Genomic DNA, 15,408 nt, shown 5'->3' with positions numbered 1-15,408 from the left:
TCGCGTGGCTGGCCGCCGGGCGTGCTCGCTGGAAACCGTTCCTGATGCGCAGGGTCGACGGATAGCGTCACAGAGCGAGCGCGCGGATCGCCTCCTCGTCCACACCGATCCCCAGGCCCGGGCCGGTGGGCACGTGGGCGACGCCGTCGGCGACGGTGATGACGGGATCCGTGGCGTAGGGGCTGGTGATGAACTGCCGGCCGTTGAGGTCGACCGGCGTGTCCACGCCGAACGCGGCGAACAGGTGGAGCGAGGCGGCCAGCCCGATGTCGGACTCGGTGAGGCCGGAGCCCATGATCGCCAGGCCGCAGTCCTCGGCGAGTTGGCACTGGCGCAGCGCCAGGGTCAGCCCGCCGCAGCGCTGCACCTTGGCGACGGCGACGTCGATGGCGTCGAGCCGGACGAACGTCGCCAGGTCACTCGGGTGGCGCAGGCTCTCGTCCACGGCCACCGGGACGGGGCTGGCATCACGCAGGCGGCGCAGGCCGGCGAGGTCGTTGGACGGCAGCGGCTGCTCGAAGACGGCGACGTCCAGGTCGGCCAGGCGCCTGGCCACCCGGAGCGCGGCGGCGGCCGTGTAGCCCTGGTTGGCGTCCACCCAGAGCACGGCGTCGGGGGCGGCGGCGCGTACGGCGGCCACGATGGCCACGTCCTCGTCCTCGGCGTGCAGGCCGATCTTGACCTTGACGTGGCGGTAGCCATGCGCGCGGCCCTCGGCCACCGAGTCGGCGGCTGCGGACGCCGACTCGGTGGCCACGATCCAGGCCAGCTCGATGGTGTCGCGCCTGCGCCGGCCCCACAGCTCGCCAAGGGACAGGCCGAGGCTGCGGGCGAAGGCGTCGTGGCAGGCCACGTCGACCGCCGCGCGCGCCAGCGGCATGCCGATCGAGAAGCCCTTGCTGATGGTGCGGTCGAAGGCGCGGCAGAGCCCGTCCAGGTCCCACAGCGGGCGGCCGACGGCCGCCGGGGCGAGGTATCCGTCGATGGTGGAGACGATGGACTCGGTGGTCTCGTACGTCCAGGAGGGGATTGGGGTGGCCTCGCCCCACCCGGTGGCGCCGTCGTCGGCCGTGACCTTCACCAGGACCCTGACGGCCGGGCGGCCGCCCTGGACGACGGACCCGCCTGCGACGGCGAAGTCGCGCAGCGAGGGCAGGCCCACGGTGAAGGTCTCGACGCGTGCTATCCGGTTCACGTGACAGGCATCCCCAGGACGAACATGCCGCCTTCAGGGACCGTGACGCTGGCAGCCGAGCCGGTCACGACGACGCGCGCGGGGTCGCGGAAGCCGGCGATGAGGCTGGCACGCTGGATCCTGGTGGGGGTGGGAATCTTGGCCTCGGAGCGCCAGTGGCTGCCGTTCTCCAGGATGTAGGTGTAGACGGCCGAGGTTCCGTCGGCGGGGTTGGCGTAGACGCGGAACGCGGTCGGGGAGATCTGCTCCTTGTCGAACAAGGTGGCCTCTCTGGTCATCTCGGCGATGCGCCATTCGTGTCCCTGCCAGGCGGCCGCGTGCACGACGGTGGTGTCGCCGTCTTGGAGCATGAACAGCAGCACGGGACGGTTGCCGGCCATCGACCCGACCAGGTGGGTGTAGCCGACGTCTCGTGACAGCGGCTTCGCCCGCTTCAGCTCGGTCTCCAGGACGAGCGGGAGCCGGGACGCCTCGCCGCAGTCCACCCTGGTGCCCAGGTCGTCGCCGGCGGCGTTGTAGAAATGCCGGTCGCCGGGCTGGAAGGCCGCGTAGTACAGGTTGCGGTGGTAGTAGTCGTGCTCGTGGCGGCCGGGTCCGCCGCCGGCGAGGGTCCAGACGAAGTGGAAACGTTCCGGCACGTTCCCCTGCGCCGGGGTGACCTCGATCTCGCCGATGTAGATCTCGTTGCAGTTGTCGGGCCGGTCCGTGGAGCCGATGGCGAACGGGATGCCCTCCAGGTCCTTGGAGTGCGTCCAGGTACGGCCGTCGTCGGTGGACAGGAGGTAGTGGATGGGCCGGTAGTCGGTGGGGAAGGAGGGGTCGTCGTTGCGCGGGGTCGCCCGGAAGAAGAGGTAGATGTCGCCGTTGCTCGCCTTGACGGGCATGGGGTACGTCGAGCGGGGCGCGGCGTCGACGGTCCCGTCGGTCCAGTCACCCTCGACGGTGTGCGGCCGGGAGGCGGCCAGCCGCTGGACGCTGTTGTGTGAGCCGTAGAAGACCAGGAGCCGGCCGTCGTCGGCCTGGATCATCACCGGGTAGTGGTGCGAGTCCCCCTTCGGCGACTGCCCGACCTTGATCGGCTGGGTCCACGTGCCGGTGGCGTGGTCGTAGGCGGCGACGTAGGGATTGGTGTTCTCCCCGGTCCAGGAGATGAACGTCTTGCCCGCGATCGGGTCGTACAGGCCGCCGGCCATGGCGCGCCGGTCGCTCTTGGCGGCCACGCCGGTGGCGACGGTCTGGACGGCGAAACCGGAACCCGCGCTCGCGAGCGCGGGCGAGTCGGTCAGGAGGGGAGCCAGGGCAACTAACGTGCCGCCGAGCAGGAAGTTCCGTCGTTTGATCATGTCAGTACCATTCAGACTTGTCGACCAGATTGATCAGTTCCCGCCCGGCCACGAAGCGCCGGGCGTTCTCCAGCAGGACGGCGAAGCGCCGCTCGTCGGCATGCGGCCCCACGCCGGCCACGTGCGGGGTGATGAGCACGTCGGGACGCCGCCAGAGCGGGTGGTCGGCGGGAAGCGGTTCGGTCTCGAAGACGTCCAGGGCCGCGCCGGCCAGGCGCCCCGCGGACAGGGCGGCGGCCAGGTCGTCGAGCCGGACGGTGGGCCCGCGGCCGATGTTGACGACGTACGCCCCGGGCTTGGCCAGCGCCAGCCTCCGCGCGTCCAGCAGGCCCTCGGTGGCGGGAGTGTGCGGAACCGTGAGGATGACCAGGTCTGCCCCGGGAAGCAGCCGGTCGAGCGCGTCGGCCGGCAGCACCTCGGCGAAACCCGGCACAGGGCCGCCGCGCCGGGCGTCCACGCCCACTACCCTGGTGCCGAACGCCGCCAGTAGCCTGCCGACCTCCGCCCCGACCGCGCCCACCCCCACCACCAGGGCGGTGGCCTCGCCCAGGGCGAGCACGGCGCCGGGGTCCCGGTCGGGTGCCCAGCGCGCGCGGGCCTGGTCGCGGGCGTACCTCGGCAGGCCTCTGGCCAGCGCGAGCACAAGCGCCAGCGCGTGCGCGGCCACGTGATCGGTGTAGGTGTCACGCATGTTGGTGACCTGCACGGGGTGCGTGACCAGGGCCGGATGGTAGAACCCCGGAGGCGGCCCCGCCTGCGGGGCCTGCAGCCAGCGCAGCCGCCCGGCGTGCGCCAGCAGGTCCGCGGGCAGCGTGCCGTAGGCGGCGTCGGCCTCCGCCAGCGCCTGCACCACCTCCTCGCGGGTCCGCGGCACGAGCACGACGAGCTCCGGCACCGCCTCTTCCAGCCGGGCCCGCCAGTCCGCGGTGGCCGGATCGTGCGGCGGCAGCAGCACCAGGGTGGTGCTCATGCCCGCCTCGCCAGCCCGGACTCGGAGATCTCGTACAGCAGCGGCTCCCCCGCGACGTAGCGGGCGAGCTCCTCGGCCATCGCCTGGCCGTGGCGGCGCCGCTCGTGGCCCAGGCTGCCCGCCACGTGCGGGGTGACGACGATGTTGGGCATCGTGAACAGCGGCGACCCCGCGACGGCCGGTTCCGGGTCGGTGACGTCGAGCACGGCGAACAGGTCGGTCCGCCGGCCCAGCACCTCCACGAGCGCACCCTCGTCGACGAGGCCGCCGCGCGCCGTGTTGATCAGGGTGGCGTCGGTCTTCATCGATTCCAGCAGCCCGGCGCCGACCACGCCGCGTGTCTCAGGGGTGAGCGGCGCATGCAGGCTGACCACGTCGGAGGTGGCGAACAGCTCCTCCAGGCCGACGAGGCGCACCCCGAGGCGCTCCGCCTCCTCCGGGTCTGCGTAAGGGTCGCAGGCCTGCACGACGAGGTCGTGGTGGGCGAGCAGCCGCGCCGTGGCCCGGCCTGTGGCGCCGAGCGAGACCAGCCCGACCACCGCGCCGTAGGCTCCGATCTCAGGCCCGCGCACGGCGGGGGCGGCGGCGGCCCGCGCGGCCAGCACGTAGCGCCAGCCGTGTTTGAGCGCGTACAGGATCTGGGAGAGCGCGAACTCGGCGACCGGGGTGGCGTTGGCGGTGGCCGCCGAGGTGACCCGCACTCCCCTGGCCCACATCTCCGGGGTGACCAGCGGGCGGATGGAGCCCGCGCCGTACAGCACCAGCGAGAGCTTGGGCGCGGCGGCGAGCAACTCGGCGTCCAGCCTGGGCGCCCCCCACCCGGTCACCAGCACCTGGAGGTCGGCGAGCACGTCGGGAGTGAGCCGGTCGGCGGTGAGCGGGGGCGAGGCGATGGCGAGGTGCCGCTCGATCGCGGCCCGGGCCTGCGGGCCGTAGACGTCGTCGAAGCGGTTCGGATCCATCACGTACAGGCCGTTCAGCATTGCCTCTCCTTCAAGCGGGCCGCCGCCCGCAGGCTGGCCAGGCGGGCGGGTGAGCCGAGCCCGGCATGGTAGTAACGCAGTTGCCGCGCGCCCCCGGCGACGAGGTCGGCGGCCAGAGCCGGGATCCGGGCGTGGCCGTCCTCCAGCACGGTGAGGTTGGCGACGAGGGGGACCTCGGTACGGCTCGCCGCGGCCTTCACCTGGGCGAGGGCCGCGTCCTCCTCGCCCCAGCACTTGAGCACGTATGCGTCGACCGGCGCGTCGAAGGAGGCCAGGTCGATGCCCACGTCGGGGCCGGTGACCTGCGGGTCGTCGGTGGCCATAAGCAGCAGCTCACGGCCGCCGGCCAACGCCGCCACGGCGCGGACGAGGTCGGCGATGACCTGGCCGCGGTGACCGTACAGGGCCTGGGCGCGCTCGGGGCCGAGTGCGTCGTCCAGGCTCGTCCCGGCCGGGACGCCCTGCTGGAGCTCTCCGTCCACGGCGGCGCGCACGTCGCGCGCCAGTTCCTCGACGTCCAGGCCGCGCCCGGCCAGCGCGGCCCGGCAGGCCGGGCAGAGGCAGAGGGACAACAGCGCCCTGCCGCAGGCGGACAGGTGCGCGCCGGAGGTCTTCTCGTGGTGGCCGGCGTGCTCCGCGCCCAGCCAGCCGCACGCCTCGAGCATCAGCGCGGGCACGTCGTACTGCTCGCAGACCTCGCGCACGAGGGTGAGCGCGTAGTCGTGGACGGCGGGCTGGGCGGGGCAGAGCGCGTAGGGGTAGGACTCGCCGTAGGCGTTCCGGACTGTCAGGTCGGGCGCTTCGCGGCCCAGCACCGAGGAGTGCGTGAGCACCAGCCAGGCCTCGGGCCGCAGCCCGGCCCCGGACAGCGCGGTCAGCGCCGCGCCGAACCTGTCCTCGTCGGGAACCCCCCAGCTCGGCGGGTACGGCCGAAGCCGCCCGCGCCAGCGCTCGGGGCGCAGCCGGAAGTAGGCCGCCGCGTGGTCGGCCTGCACGATGCGGTGGCGCGGATGCCACGGGGTGGTGGCCCGGACCGAGTGGTAGGCGGCCTGCAAGGTCACCGTGCTCACACCGAGGCCGGCGATGCGCTCGGCCGCTGCGGGGTCGCCCACGATGTCCCAGGTGTAGGCGAACGCGCCGTGCCGCACCGTCGAGGGATCACCGGCGGTGATCTTCAAGCGGACTGTCACCCCTTCGTGGCGCCGGCCAGGCCGCGCGTGAAGTAGTTCTGGAAGAAAAGGAAGATCATCAGCATCGGCAGGAACGAGATCGTCATTCCCGCGGCGAACCCGGTCCAGTCGGTGGCGTACTCCCCCTGGAAGGACATCATCCCGACGGCGAGGTTCTGCAGGTCGGGCTGGCCGAGCGTGAACACGAGCGGGATGTTGAACTCGTTCCAGCTGCTGATGAACTGGAAGATGACCACCACCGCGATGACCGGTTTGGCCAGCGGGAGGATGAGGCGGAACGTCTTGAGGAAGCCGGCCCCGTCGAGCTTGGCCGCCTCGAACAGGTCGGTCGGGACGCTGGAGAAGAACCCGACGAACAGCAGGACGTAGAGGGCGCCCGCGCCGCCGGACATGGCCAGGATGACCCCGGCCCGCGTGTTCAGCAGGCCGAGGTTCTCGATCAGCACGAACTGCGGGACGATGATCGAGGCGACCGGGATGAACAGGGTCCCCACGATCATCCGGTAGAGCAGGGTGCGCCCGGGGAACTCGTACCGAGCCAGCACATAGCCGCACAGGGCCGCCTTGACCAGCTCGATGAAGGTCGAGACGACCGAGTAGAGCACCGTGTTGAAGAAGTATCCGGAGAACCCGGCGTTGACCCAAGCCCGTACGAAGTTGTCGAAATTCAGCAGGTCGGGCACCAGGCTGGCGCCGCTGGTGAACATCCCGGCCTGGGTCTTGAACGCGGCCGAGATCGTCCACAGGAAGGGATAGATCCACACGAGCCCGATGACCACCAGGATCGGCAGGGCGATGAGGTTACCCCGCACGGTGTGGCTGCGCCGGGTGGCCTGAGTGATCGTCGTCATCAGACGCCGTACTCCTTCCTGAGCCGCTGGGCCCGGCGGACCGCGATGCCCTGGGCGGAGACCAGGACGAAGGCGATGACGGAGAACAGCAGCGCCGCGGCCGAGGCGTAGCCGTAGTCGAACGGCACCCTGCCGAAGGCGTTCTGGTAGATGAAGTAGGACACCACGTAGGTGCTGGTGCCGGGCCCGCCCGCGGTGAGCGTGACGACCAGCCCGAAGACGTGCATGGCGTTCACCAGGCCGAGCAGGGTGATGATCACGGCGACCGGCTTGATGATCGGCAGCGTGATGCGGGTGAGCTTTTTCCACTCGCTCGCGCCGTCGATGGCGGCCGCCTCGTAGAGCTCCTCCGGCACGTTCTGCAGCGCCGCCATCCAGTAGATCATGTACTGGCCGAAGATCTGCCAGATGGAGACGAGCACGAGCACGAGCAGCGCGCTCCACCGGTTGGCGAACACGTCGAACCCCTGGTCGACCAGGCCAAGGTCACGCAGGATCGCATTCAGCGCGCCGTTGGACGGGTTGAGCAGGTAGGTGAAGATCAGGCCTGCCATGGCGACGGGGATGATGAGCGGCGCGAAGAATATGGTCCGGAAGAACCGCTTGCCACGCAGCCACTTGCGGGTGAGCAGGATCGCCGCCACCAGCGAGATCGGGAGCTTGATGACGGTCGTCAGCAGGGCGAAGATCAGCGTGTTGACCACCGAGACCCAGAACAGCGGGTCGGCCAGGATCGAGCCGTAGTTGTCGACCCCGGCGAAGTTTTCGATCGGTCCGATGCCCGACCAGTCGAAGAAGGAGTAGTAGATCGTCGCGATCAGCGGCCAGATGGTGAAGCCGAGGTAGAGCAGGAGGAAGGGGGCCAGGAAGACGAGCAGCCAGACTCTGTCGAGGCCGCGGACGCGCTCGCGGGAGTGATCGACGCGTTCGGGCACACGCTCGGCGGGCGACCGGTCGCTGTCCGTCACCCTCTCCCTGCCGGGGGCAGGGGCGATGGTTGTCATGGATGTCCTCACGAGGGAGAAGGGGGCGCCGCCGGCGCGCGGACCGGCGGCGCCGTCCGGTCAGCTGCCGTACATGTCCGAGGTGTAGTCCTTGGTGCTGTCCCAGTCGGAGAAGGTGTAGCAGTCCATCGACACCTTCAGGCCGCTGGCCGCCTCCTGTTTGAGCCCTTCCTCCAGAGCGGTCTGCCGCTGCTTGACGATGGCGGCGCCCACGGACGCCAGAGGCTGGCCGCTGACCAGCGCCTCGTTCATGGCCTCCCACTCCGCGTCGGGGGTCTTCGTCAGCGCGTTGACGTACGCCTTGGATTTGGCGATGTCGGGGCACTTGAGCAGCGGCTCGGGGAGCTGGACCCGGTAGCCCGGCTTCGCGCCGATCTGCATGATCTGCTTGAGCACCGGGTGGGTGACCATCTTCTGGTTGTCGACGTAGGACAGCGTGCCGAAGGCGTTCTTGTAGTACTGCTGGACGAAGTAGCCGTTCGGGTCGGTCATCCATTGGATGAACGTCCAGGCGGCGTCGGGATGCTTGGTCTGCGAGCTGACCCAGTACTTGTTGCCGTCGTACGTGCGGCCGCCCGCGCCGGCCTGCCCCTCGTCCGGGTCGACGCGCGGCGCCACCACGTAGTTGTCGCTGCTGAAGCCCTGGCTGTCCCACACGCTCAGCATCCAGGTGCCGTCGAAGTAGATGCCGGCCTGCCCGGCGGCGAACTGCTGGCGGGAGAAGTTCTTGTCGTTGGTGCCCGGCGCCAGGTATCCGGCCTTCTTGAGCTCCTGGATGAAGGCGAAGGTCTTCAGCTGCCCGGGTTCGGTCAGGTTGAACTTGCCCGTCTTGTAGTCGAAGAAGTCGGTTGACGAGGTCGTGACGCTGCTGACCAGCCCGTACCAGATCCGCTGCATGTCCTCACCCTTGGTGGGCGCGGCGATGCACTCCGCCTTGGTCTTGGCCTTGATCTGCGCGCATGCGTTCTTGAGGTCGGTCCAGGTCTTGGGCGGGTTGTTGACGTCCAGTCCGGCCTGCCGGAAGACCTGTTTGTTGAGGAACATGTAGCCGGAGCCCCAGTACAGGTTCTCCGTGAACGGGAAACCGTACGTCTTCCCGTCCTGCATGTTGATGCCTTCCAGGAAGGACCCGTCCGGCCAGCGCTTGGTGAAGTCGGCGGGGACGGTCCCGCTCGGGCTGAGCGGGCGGATCCACTTCTGGTCCAGCAGTTCGGACAGCCCGGTGGCGTTCCAGTAGAACATGTCCGGCGCCTGGTTGCTCTGGAAGGCCAGGGGCAGGGTCTTCATGTAGTCGGCCTGGGTGATCGAGCGCCACTCGATCTTGATGTTGGGATGTTCCTTGGTGAACTGCGCGCCGACGTCCTTGTGGAATTGCACCTGTTCGGCGGAGAAGTCCCAGATCTTTAGCGTGGTCTGCGTACCACCGCCGCTACTGCTGCTGTTGGTCGATGTGCCGCACGCCGCCACGAGCAGTGATGCGATGGCTGCGGTGATGATCGCGGCGCTGCCACGCCGATGAGGATTCATGGAGCCCTCCCTAAGAGGCGGAGGCCAGAGGGGTGCTCGGGCAGCCAGGAAAGCGCTTGCCCGAGGTTTGTCGAGAGTAACCCGGCTCATAACCCGATTCAAGGCTTGTGAGAAAGCGGTTTCAGATCGATGCTGGGTCGGTGAAGACTTGCCTGTCGACGGCTGCCGCGGCACGCCGGTGCTCAAAACAAGCAATTTTGCAGGCTTTTTTCGTCGGATCGCGGCGGTAGGGTCACGACAGGGTTGCGGCAAATCGGCAGCTCTGGACGAAGTTCTACAAGCGCTTTCTGACCTCGGGAGTACGTGTGCGCCTGCTCGCCTTCACCAAGCCCTTCGGTCCCATAGACGCCGCCCGGCTGGCCGAGGCCCTGGCCTCGGTGGGCGCCGACGGAGCGGACCTCGTCGTGCGCGAGGGGCAGACGGTCAACCCCGCCGACCCCGGCGGCATCGCCGTCGTCGCCGCGGAGCTGGAGCGCCGCGGGCTCACCCTCGACGTCGTCACCACCGACCTGCTCGACGCCGGTGCGGACGCCGAACGGATCATCGCGGCCTGTGGCGAGGCCGGCGTCCCCCTCGTGCGGGCGGGCTTCTACCGCTACGACCCCGCCGCCGGATACCGCCTGCAGTTGGCGCAGTCCAGGGCCGCTCTGGCCCGCCTGGCCGGCCTCGCCGCCCGGCACGGTGTACAGCTCGCGCTCCAGCTGCACCACGGTACGATCCATCCATCCGCCTCGCTCGCCCTCGCGCTCGCAGGCGACCTGAACGACGTGCGCTTCTACGCCGACCCCGGCAACCAGGCGAAGGAGGGCAGCGAGGCATGGGCACTCAATGTCGATCTGCTGGGCGATCGGATGGCCTGCATGGGAGTGAAGAACGCCGTCTGGCGATCCGCCGCGGACGGCTGGGTGTGTGAGTGGCAACCGCTTGCAGACGGGGGCGTGGTCCGCTGGCCGGAGATCATCCCTGGGCTGCGCGCACGCGGCTACACCGGAGCGCTGTCGCTGCATGTCCATTATCCGGCGGCCGACCCGGCGGCGGCCGTACGGCGGGATCTGGATCATCTGCGCGGGCTGCTCGGCTGACGGGCGCTCCACGGGGGTAGGAGGAGCAGGTGCGTAATCTGCGGCAGGGCCGCCCGACCCGGGTGACGATCAGCGACGTCGGGGCGGCGGCGGGGGTATCGGCCTCGACGGTCTCCCGCGTGCTCAACGGCACGGCCAAGGTCGACCCCTCGCTGGCGGCACGCGTCCACGACGCGGTCAGGCAGCTGGGCTACCGGCCCAACGCCGCGGCGCAGGGGCTCGCCCGCGGGGAGTGGGGCACCATCGGTGTGCTGGTGCCCGACCTGGCCAACCCCTACTTTCCCGAGGTGCTCAAGGCAGTCTCGGACGTCGCCCGTTCCCACGGGCGTCGCGTCATGGTCATGGAGTCGGACGAGGACCCCGCGATCGAGCACGACCTGGTCGAGGACCTGATGCGCAGCTGCGACGGGGTGCTGCTCTGCTCCCCCCGCATGGAGCGCTCCGACCTGGTCGTCCTGACCGCCCGGGACCACCCGCTCGTCCTGCTCGACCGGATAGTCCCCGGCCTCGCCGCGCCTGCCGTCTCCGCCGACTTCTTCGGCGGGATGATGCTGATCTGCGGCCACCTGGCGCAGCTGGGCCACCGCCGGGTCGCCTACCTGAGCGGGCCCGAGGTGTCCTGGGCCAACTCCGAGCGGATCAGGGCGCTGGAGGCGGCCAAGGCGTTCGGCCTCTCCGTCACGATCCTGCCGTGCGGGTCCACCAGCCGCTCCGGGTACGAGGCCGCCGCCGAGGTGCCCGGCACCGGCGCCACCGCGCTCACCACCTACAACGACCTGGTGGCCTTGGGGGCGATGACCAGGATGCGCGAACTCGGGGTACGGGTTCCCGAGGAGCTGTCGGTGGTCGGGTTCGACGACATCGAGCTGGATCATGTGGCGCACACGAGCCTGACCACGGTGTCGGTCCCCCGGGGGCAGCTCGGCAAGCAGGCGGCCGAGATGCTGGAGGCTCTCATGACCGAGGGGCACGACGGGGAGCCGGTGTATCTGTCGATGGAGTTGCACGTCCGCGACAGCACCGCCCCGCCCTCGGTGGCCAGGGAACTGGCCGGGTGATCGTACGGCAGGCTGTTGACAAGTGAGTGCTGCGGCGGGAACCCTTTCTCTGAAAGCGCTTTCCTAGGGATGAGAGAGTCTGTGGACATCGACGACCGCGCAGGACGGACGGGCAGCGACAGAGACGACCTGGGCCGTCAGGTCCTCAACCTGGTGGAGCCGCTTATCTCCCGGTTCAGCCCGGGCAGGGGGCGGCTGCGGCTGGGGTTCAACACGGCGCACTACGACCAGGCGGCCTCGGAGCTGGAAGCGTTTGCACGCCCGCTGTGGGGTCTGGCGCCGCTGGCGGCCGGCGGCGCGGCGTTCGATCACTGGGAGCTGTGGCGTGCCGGGCTGGCCGCCGGGACCGACCCCGAGCATCCCGACTACTGGGGCGCGGTCTTCGACCGGAACCAGCGGCTCGTCGAGACCGCCGCCATCGGCCTGGCGCTCGCCCTGGCCCCCGAGCAGATCTGGGACCCGCTGACCGGCCGGCAGCGCGACACGGTGGCCGCCTGGCTCCGGCATGCCGTCACCGTGCAGCCGAACGACAACAACTGGCTGTTCTTCCCGGTCATGGTGGGACTCGGGCTGCGCCGGGTCGGAGTCCCCCACGACCAGGACGCCAACACGGCCAGGCTTGACCGGCTGGAGGAGTTCGACCTCGGGCGCGGGTGGTACTCCGACGGGCCGACGTGGCAGCGTGATTACTACATCCCGTTCGCCATGCACTTCTACGGCCTCATCTACGCGGCGCTCGGCGACGACCCGGACAGGGCCGAGCGCTTCCGCGAGCGGGCCGCGACGTTCGCCCAGGACTTCCAGCACTGGTTCACCAGCGAGGGGGTTGCCGTCCCGTTCGGCAGGAGCCTGACCTACCGCTTCGCGCAGTCGGCGTTCTGGGGGGCGCTGGCCTTCGCCGGGGTCGACGCGCTGCCGTGGGAGGTGACCAAGGGGCATCTGCTGCGGAACCTTCGCTGGTGGGCCGACCGCCCCATCCGCGACACCGCCGGGCTGCTCACCATCGGCTACGGCTATCCCCAGCCGCACATGGCCGAGCAGTACAACGCGCCCGGCTCGCCGTACTGGGCCATGAAGGCGTTCCTGCCGCTGGCCCTGCCCGCGGAGCACCCGTTCTGGGCCGCCAAGGAGGCCGACGCGCCTGCGCTGCCCGAGGTCAGCACCCAGCCGGAGGCCGGCGTGGCGCTGATGCGCTGCGAGGAGGGACGGCACGTGGTGTTGCTGAGCGCGGGGCAGCGCAACCCGTGGGCACGGCACGGCGCGGCCAAATACGCCAAGTTCGCCTACTCCACGCGTTTCGGCTTCAGCGTGCCCGCCGGGACGCTGAAGCTCGAGCAGGGCGCCTTCGACAGCACGCTGGCGCTCAGCGAGGACGGCGAGCACTGGCGGCCGTGCGAGCTGCCGGACGACGCCTCCGCCTCCGACGGTGTGCTGCACGCGCGCTGGACGCCCTGGGACGACGTGGAGATCGAGACCTGGCTGGTGGCGCTGCCCCCGTGGCACGTGCGGGTGCACCGGATCAGAACCGGGCGGTCGCTGCGCACGGCCGAGGGCGCCTTCGCGGTCGACCGGGACCGGCCGCCCACCCGGGTCGACACCGGTCCCGGCCGGGCCAGGCTCGACTCGCCGCACGGCCTGTGCGTGATCGAGGACCTGACCGGCAGGCGGGAGGGCGCCCTCGTCACGGCCCTGCCCGGCACCAACGTGTTCGCCCCGCGCACCACGATCCCCACGCTGAAGGGCGACCTGCCGCCCGGCGAGCACCTGCTGGCCTGCGCGGTCATCGGTCTGGAGGCCGCGGACCCGGCTTCGGCGGGACCGGACGCCGCGGGCGGGTGGCCGGAGCCTCCCGCATGGGATTCCATCGAGCCGCTGCTCCGCCCGGCGCCCACGCCGTGAGTCCGGATGCCGGCCGCATGTGACGCCTCCGCAGCGGCCGCCCGGTACGCGCGGCCCCATGATCAGCTGTACCGGCAGCAGGCACGGCGACGGCGAGCGCGGCAGACACCTGCGCCCCCGGCCGACCCGGAGATGATTGAGGTTGCTGGTTCACCCCCACTGGCCGGGCTCGTAGTCGCCGGCGGGCTGCTGGATGATGACGTTCATACGGTTCCAGGTGTTCATGAGGGCGATGAGGGACACCAGGGCGGCCAGCTGGTCCTCGTCGTAGTGCTTGGCGGCATTGGCCCAGGTCTCGTCGGTGACACCTCCGGCGGCGTCGGCGATGCGGGTGCCCTGTTCGGCCAGTTCCAGAGCGGCCCGCTCGGCGTCGGTGAAGACCTTGGCCTCCCGCCAGGCCGCGACCAGGTTGAGGCGCACCGAGGTTTCCCCGGCGTTCGCGGCGTTCTTGGTGTGCATGTCGACGCAGAAGCCGCAGCCGTTGATCTGGCTGACGCGGAGCCTCACCAGTTCCTGCGTCGCGGCCGGCAGCGGCGAGTCCGACACGACCTTGCCCGCCGAAGTGATGTACTTCACGAGCTTGGCCGTAACCGGGTTGCCGTAATAGTTGAAACGGGCCTCCACGGTGATCTCCTTATCGTGTTGGCTGTTACACCGCACTGACGGAACAGCCCGGCAAGAGGTGACAGCAGACGAATGTGATGTGCGTCTCCGAGGAATCGCCATCACCTGCGGATCAAGATCTTTAGCCGGTGGCCGCCGGCCCCGCGTCCCGCACGATGAGTAGTGGCTATCGCTTTGACGTACTGGGCCTGACATATGTGACCGGCCCGGATGCGCGCCTTAGAACAGCCAGAGCCGCAATCGGGAGCAGCAGCAGTGTCAGCCCACCGGACAGCACAAGCCCTCCGGTGCTCCCGGCCAGCTCGATCAGTGGTCCGCCAACGGTCAGGCCGAGCGGGGCGGCCACCGTGGAGCCGGTCGTCCAGAGCGTGACGACCTGCTGTTGCTCGTCGGGCTTGAGCCCCGATTGCAGGAAGTTGTACGCGACAGGCGTGAACGGCGCCCACACGAGACCGCCCAGACCAAAAACGATCAGCGAGAGAGTGAGATTGCCAACGAACGCAAGAGTGATGGGGCACATCGCCCACAGGCCGATGATCGCGATCAGCACATGACGCTGTGGAAGGTTCCGCATCTGATTCACGAGAGCGGCGCCGACGAACGCGCCAACCCCTAGGGCACCCCACATGAGACCCAGACCAGACGCGTCGGCGTCCAGCGTCCCGCGTACGTGCAGGGGAAGCGCCACCTCGATCGGCATGTAGAAGAAATTGAAGAAGAACTCGACGACCAGCAGTCGCGCCGCGACCGGTCGGCGACGCAGGATCCGCCAGCCCGATTCGCGGGCCGGCGGGCGGCGAAGCGCGTCACGATCTTCGGCGGCTCGGGGAACGGATGCCAGGACGGCGACCAACAAGATGAGCGCACCGCACGCGTCGAAGAAGAGCGCGACGCCGGCGCTGGTGGACGCCACGATCACCCCGCCCAGCACCGGCCCGACAATGTAGAGCGCGAACGTGGCATTCAGCCCGAGTAAGCCGTTGACGGCGAACCGCCCGGTCTCGCCCGCGATGGACGTTGCCAGCAGACGTCGGCTGCTTGATCCAGCCATCCGGAACGTCGCGCCGAAGAGGAGACCAACGATCAGCAGGGGCAGCGTGAGTTGTTCGGTGACGGCCAAAATCGCCAGGGTGACGAAAGTCAGCGACCGTAGCACACAGTCGGCAATCAGGAGGGTTCGCGGTGGCACCCTCACCCGTCCCAATCCGATGGCCAGCGCAAGGATGGTGGACAGGACGAACGGCGCTGCCTCCACCAGCCCAATGGCGATCGCCTTGGGCACGCTGCCGTGGATGGACAGCGTCTGCACGGGCATGGCCACGATGATCATGCCCGTGCCGGCGTTGGCTAGGAGGTCACCCAGCAGCAGGCCGGCCACCTGCCGGTTGCGCAGCACCTCGCGGTAGGACCGGTTGGCCTCATGCGTCGCTCCGGTGGGCATTGGGGTCGTCTCCTGCTGAGTGTCGTCTCGAACATCCGGCCAGCGCTGGGTCGATGACCTCGTTGTTGACCGCCGTGCCGGCCTTGGTGAGTGCCATCACCGGGCGGATCTCAGCTTCAGTACCGGCCGGTCGCGAAAGCCACTCTCATCTCCCCGGCCGCGTCCCAGAGCCAACGCGGCCGGGGGTGAACCGCGCGGTTTCAGGACTCAGGGGCATTCGAAGGTGTCTTTCACGGCCTGG

The 15,408-nt window shown here is 69.8% G+C and carries 13 protein-coding genes; 3 read left to right on the top strand and 10 right to left on the bottom strand.

Going from position 1 to position 15,408, the window contains the following annotated elements; genetic code table 11:
- Positions 1-67: 67 nt before the first annotated feature.
- The 8 genes from ACTWPT_RS34205 to ACTWPT_RS34170 are packed head-to-tail and all read right to left on the bottom strand — an operon-like array spanning position 68 to position 9,063.
- Positions 68-1,195: a mandelate racemase/muconate lactonizing enzyme family protein gene (locus tag ACTWPT_RS34205; protein WP_443181634.1), complete on the bottom strand. Its 1,128-nt coding sequence runs from the start codon at positions 1,193-1,195 to the stop codon at positions 68-70.
- Complete coding sequence (locus ACTWPT_RS34200; RefSeq protein ID WP_443181633.1) at positions 1,192-2,538, bottom strand: BNR-4 repeat-containing protein; 1,347 nt, start codon at positions 2,536-2,538, stop codon at positions 1,192-1,194. Before ACTWPT_RS34200 ends, ACTWPT_RS34205 begins: the two co-directional genes overlap by 4 nt.
- 1 nt (position 2,539) lies before the next feature.
- On the bottom strand, positions 2,540-3,508 hold the full coding sequence (locus ACTWPT_RS34195) for a D-2-hydroxyacid dehydrogenase (RefSeq protein ID WP_443181632.1): 969 nt from the start codon (positions 3,506-3,508) through the stop codon (positions 2,540-2,542).
- Positions 3,505-4,491 (bottom strand): hydroxyacid dehydrogenase, encoded by a 987-nt coding sequence (locus tag ACTWPT_RS34190; protein ID WP_443181631.1) that lies wholly within the window; start codon positions 4,489-4,491, stop codon positions 3,505-3,507. Before ACTWPT_RS34190 ends, ACTWPT_RS34195 begins: the two co-directional genes overlap by 4 nt.
- On the bottom strand, positions 4,485-5,669 hold the full coding sequence (locus ACTWPT_RS34185) for a hypothetical protein (protein WP_443181630.1): 1,185 nt from the start codon (positions 5,667-5,669) through the stop codon (positions 4,485-4,487). Before ACTWPT_RS34185 ends, ACTWPT_RS34190 begins: the two co-directional genes overlap by 7 nt.
- An 8-nt stretch (positions 5,670-5,677) precedes the next feature.
- Positions 5,678-6,532, bottom strand: coding sequence for a carbohydrate ABC transporter permease (locus tag ACTWPT_RS34180; RefSeq protein ID WP_443181629.1), 855 nt, complete (start codon positions 6,530-6,532; stop codon positions 5,678-5,680).
- Complete coding sequence (locus tag ACTWPT_RS34175) at positions 6,532-7,536, bottom strand: carbohydrate ABC transporter permease (RefSeq protein WP_443181628.1); 1,005 nt, start codon at positions 7,534-7,536, stop codon at positions 6,532-6,534. The genes ACTWPT_RS34180 and ACTWPT_RS34175 overlap by 1 nt, the downstream gene beginning before the upstream one ends.
- Positions 7,537-7,596: 60 nt before the next feature.
- Entirely contained in the window at positions 7,597-9,063 is a 1,467-nt protein-coding gene (locus tag ACTWPT_RS34170; RefSeq protein WP_443181627.1) for an ABC transporter substrate-binding protein, read from the bottom strand.
- A gap of 305 nt (positions 9,064-9,368) precedes the next feature.
- On the opposite strand from ACTWPT_RS34170, the gene ACTWPT_RS34165 reads away from it, so the two are divergent.
- The 3 genes from ACTWPT_RS34165 (at position 9,369) to ACTWPT_RS34155 (ending at position 13,102) form a co-directional block, all read left to right on the top strand.
- The gene (locus ACTWPT_RS34165) at positions 9,369-10,145 is read left to right on the top strand and encodes a sugar phosphate isomerase/epimerase family protein (protein ID WP_443181626.1); all 777 of its coding nucleotides are present in this window, start codon (positions 9,369-9,371) and stop codon (positions 10,143-10,145) included.
- Between the two features lie 29 nt (positions 10,146-10,174).
- Entirely contained in the window at positions 10,175-11,203 is a 1,029-nt protein-coding gene (locus tag ACTWPT_RS34160) for a LacI family DNA-binding transcriptional regulator (RefSeq protein ID WP_443181625.1), read from the top strand.
- Positions 11,204-11,284: 81 nt separating this feature from the next.
- Entirely contained in the window at positions 11,285-13,102 is a 1,818-nt protein-coding gene (locus tag ACTWPT_RS34155; protein WP_443181624.1) for a DUF2264 domain-containing protein, read from the top strand.
- A gap of 150 nt (positions 13,103-13,252) precedes the next feature.
- Here the strand turns inward: ACTWPT_RS34155 and ACTWPT_RS34150 are convergent, their stop codons facing one another.
- Positions 13,253-13,678, bottom strand: coding sequence for a carboxymuconolactone decarboxylase family protein (locus tag ACTWPT_RS34150; protein ID WP_443181666.1), 426 nt, complete (start codon positions 13,676-13,678; stop codon positions 13,253-13,255).
- 214 nt (positions 13,679-13,892) lie between these two features.
- A complete protein-coding gene (locus ACTWPT_RS34145) occupies positions 13,893-15,167 on the bottom strand; it encodes an MFS transporter (protein WP_443181623.1) in 1,275 nt (424 codons plus the stop codon).
- Positions 15,168-15,408 lie beyond the last annotated feature (241 nt).

Source organism: Nonomuraea sp. 3N208, from assembly GCF_052245935.1.
GTDB lineage: Bacteria > Actinomycetota > Actinomycetes > Streptosporangiales > Streptosporangiaceae > Nonomuraea.
This window is presented reverse-complemented; position numbering and strand designations above follow the sequence as displayed.

Coding starts and splice junctions, on each gene's coding strand:
- ACTWPT_RS34200 (WP_443181633.1), bottom strand. CDS start 2,538: ATGATCAAACGACGGAACTTCCTGCTCGGCGGCACGTTAGTTGCCCTG.
- ACTWPT_RS34195 (WP_443181632.1), bottom strand. CDS start 3,508: ATGAGCACCACCCTGGTGCTGCTGCCGCCGCACGATCCGGCCACCGCG.
- ACTWPT_RS34190 (WP_443181631.1), bottom strand. CDS start 4,491: ATGCTGAACGGCCTGTACGTGATGGATCCGAACCGCTTCGACGACGTC.
- ACTWPT_RS34180 (WP_443181629.1), bottom strand. CDS start 6,532: ATGACGACGATCACTCAGGCCACCCGGCGCAGCCACACCGTGCGGGGT.
- ACTWPT_RS34175 (WP_443181628.1), bottom strand. CDS start 7,536: ATGACAACCATCGCCCCTGCCCCCGGCAGGGAGAGGGTGACGGACAGC.
- ACTWPT_RS34170 (WP_443181627.1), bottom strand. CDS start 9,063: ATGAATCCTCATCGGCGTGGCAGCGCCGCGATCATCACCGCAGCCATC.
- ACTWPT_RS34145 (WP_443181623.1), bottom strand. CDS start 15,167: ATGCCCACCGGAGCGACGCATGAGGCCAACCGGTCCTACCGCGAGGTG.